Raw genomic sequence first — 1,639 nt, forward strand, 5'->3', positions numbered from 1 at the left:
GAGATGCCGATCTCGCAGCCCAGGCCGAATTCACCGCCGTCAGTGAAGCGGGTTGAGGCGTTGACGTAAACGGCAGCTGAGTCGACTGCTTGGGTGAAGCGGTCGGCGGCAGCCTGGTCTTCGGTGACGATGGCTTCACTATGGTGGGTTGAATGCTTGGCGATGTGGTCGATGGCTTCTTCTTCGCCGTCAACGACCTTGATGGCCATGATGTAGTCCAGGAATTCAGTGTCAAAGTCATCCGGACCGGCTGCCTTGGCGTCAGGCAAAAATTCCTTGGCCCGTTCATCGGCCCGCATTTCGACCTTGCCGGCAAAGGCTTCGGCCAGGCGGGGCAGGAAGGTGGCAGCAACAGCGCTGTCGACCAGGCAGACTTCAGCCGCGTTGCAGACTGAAGGCCGGCTCATTTTGGCGTTGGCCGTGATATTGACGGCCTTGTCCAGGTCGGCTGCCTTGTTGACATAAATGTGGCAGATGCCAGTGCCGGTTTCGATCACGGGTACCTTGGCATTGTCGACGACCGCTCTGATCAGTCCCTTGCCGCCGCGCGGGATCAGCAGGTCGATCTTGCCGCGGGCGGTCATCATCTCGCTGGCAGACTGGCGGCTGGTGTCTTGAACCAGCTCAATGACTTTTGGTGAAATCCTGCTTTGAGCCAAACCAGCCTTTAAGGCAGTCATGATCGCGTTGGCTGAGTTGAAGGCTTCTTTGCCCGACCGCAAAAGGGCCGCGTTGCCGGACTTGATGGCCAGGGCCGCTACGTCAGAAGTGACGTTTGGCCGGCTTTCATAGATCATGCCGATCAAGCCGAAAGGCACGGACCGCTTTTCGATTCTCAAGCCGTTGTCTGCTTCATGCTGGTCCAGCAGGCGCCCGACCGGGTCCGGCAGGTCAATCAGCGCCCGGATGCCGCTGGCCATGCCGGCCAGCCTTTCCGGCGTCAGGCGCAGCCGGTCAAGCATAACTGGTGAAATGCTGCCTTGGGCCTTTTCTAAATCGCGCTCGTTGGCAGCCAAAATCTCGGCCTGGCCGTCAACCAGCGCGTCGGCCATCAAGGCCAGGGCTTCGTTTTTGGCAGCCGTGTCCGCCAGGTTGACGGCGGCCTTGTTGGCCAGTAAGCTGTCGAGCAGTTGTTGAGTTGAACTTTGCGTCATATTTTTTCCTTTCTGTTGATCAAAGGGTAGTAACCCAGTCGTCGCGGTGGATGAAGATGCCTTCTGGGTGCTTTTGCTCTAGGATTTCAGCCAAAACCGGCTTGGAGAAGCGGGCCTTGCCCTTGCCGATCAGCCTCTTGCTTTCCAGGCTGTAGACTTCCACGATGTCGTCTTTGCGGAAATCGCCCTTGATCTGCTTGATTCCTGAAATCAGCAGGCTTGAGCCTTCTCTGGCCATGGCGTGCACCGCGCCGTGGTCGATGTAGACGCGGGCTTTGGCCGGAGCGTAGAAGGCCAGCCATTGTTTCTTTTGGTTGAAGGCCTTTTCGTTGGCCGTAAAAAGAGTGCCTTGGTTGTTCTGGTGCACGGCGTCGACCAGGGCAGTCGAGTCGGCCGAACAGATGAAGACCGGGACGCCGGATTTGGTGGCCATATCGGCAGCCTTGATCTTGGTTGCCATGCCGCCAGTGCCGTTGCTTGAACCA

At 58.3% G+C, this 1,639-nt stretch carries 2 protein-coding genes; both read right to left on the bottom strand.

Features of this window, described 5'->3' with window-relative positions; all coding sequences use genetic code 11:
* The coding region (locus tag lacNas_RS07820; RefSeq protein WP_201331504.1) for a glutamate-5-semialdehyde dehydrogenase at nt 1-1,154 on the bottom strand (1,154 nt) is incomplete at its 3' end.
* 19 nt (nt 1,155-1,173) lie between these two features.
* Nucleotides 1,174-1,639 (bottom strand): PUA domain-containing protein (locus lacNas_RS07825; protein ID WP_307865705.1); only part of this gene is annotated, 466 nt, incomplete at its 5' end.

This window comes from Lactobacillus nasalidis, from assembly GCF_016587775.1.
GTDB classification, from domain to species: Bacteria; Bacillota; Bacilli; order Lactobacillales; family Lactobacillaceae; genus Lactobacillus; species Lactobacillus nasalidis.